Genomic DNA, 1,047 nt, shown 5'->3' on the forward strand with positions numbered 1-1,047 from the left:
CCCGAGGAGGGGAGACGGACCACGTCGACGCCCACGTCGAGCGACGAGCCGCTCGACTCGGTGAAGATCACTCCCTTGAGCGGGGAGACGTCGCGGAAGTCGCGACCCCAGGCCGTGACGACGTACCGAGAGTCGGCCAGGTGGTCGTTGGTCGGGTCCAGGTCGATCCAGCCGCCGCCGGGCACCATGACCGAGGCCCAGGCGTGCGAGGCGTCCGAGCCCTCGAGCTTGGGCTTCCCGGGCGGAGGAGCGGTCTCGAGGTAGCCGCTGACGTACCGCGCCGGCAGGCCGACGGCCCGCAGGCAGCCCAGGGCCAGGTGCGTGAAGTCCTGGCAGACGCCCCGGCGCAGCGCGAGCAGCTCGGGAAGCGTGGTCCGCACGTTCGTGACCCCCGACGCGTAGGTGAAGTCCTCGAAGATCGCGTGCGTCAGCCCGACGATCGCCTGCCCCAGCGGAGTGGCGGGACCGAGCGTGCGGAGGGCGTAGTCGCGGACGCTGTCGTCGACGGCCACCAGTCGCGACGGCAGGAGGTACGACGCGTGGTCGACCGGGTCGGCGTCCTCGGCGAGCGCTGAGACCGCCTCCTCGACGGTCCAGGCATCGAGCGCGTGCAGGTCGACCTCGGGCCAGTCGACGTCGACCACGCTCGTCTTCCTCACCTCGAGCACGCGGTGCGGGGTGCGGACCTCGAGGTAGAAGGACCGGTTGCCGAAGTGGTCGGTGTGCTCGCTGATCAGGTCGGGCTCGGGCGAGATCTGGACGTCGTTGCCCACCACCCGCTGGGTCGGCGTGGACCGTGGGCCCAGGAAGCCGCGCTCGTAGCAGGACGTCACGTCGGCGCCGTCGTAGGTGTAGGTCGTGCGGTGCCGGACCTCGTAGCGACGTGGGGTGAAGTCGTCGGGACCCTGGCGGCTCACCCGCGACCACCCCACTGCCCGAGCAGCACCCGCGACGGGGGCTTGCGACCGAAGTAGCGGGCGGCCAGCTCACCGGACAGGGCGCGCAGGGTGCCGCCCACCGTGTCGAGGGCCTCGCCGAGCCCGACCC

Annotated in this window: 1 protein-coding gene; it reads right to left on the reverse strand. The window is 72.0% G+C overall.

The window, feature by feature from the left end; all coding sequences use genetic code 11:
• Window positions 1–917: transglutaminase family protein (locus ACXJKL_RS21475; protein WP_457209018.1), on the reverse strand; the 917-nt coding region annotated here is incomplete at its 3' end.
• Window positions 918–1,047 lie beyond the last annotated feature (130 nt).

Source organism: Nocardioides sp. P5_C9_2 (genome assembly GCF_054049555.1).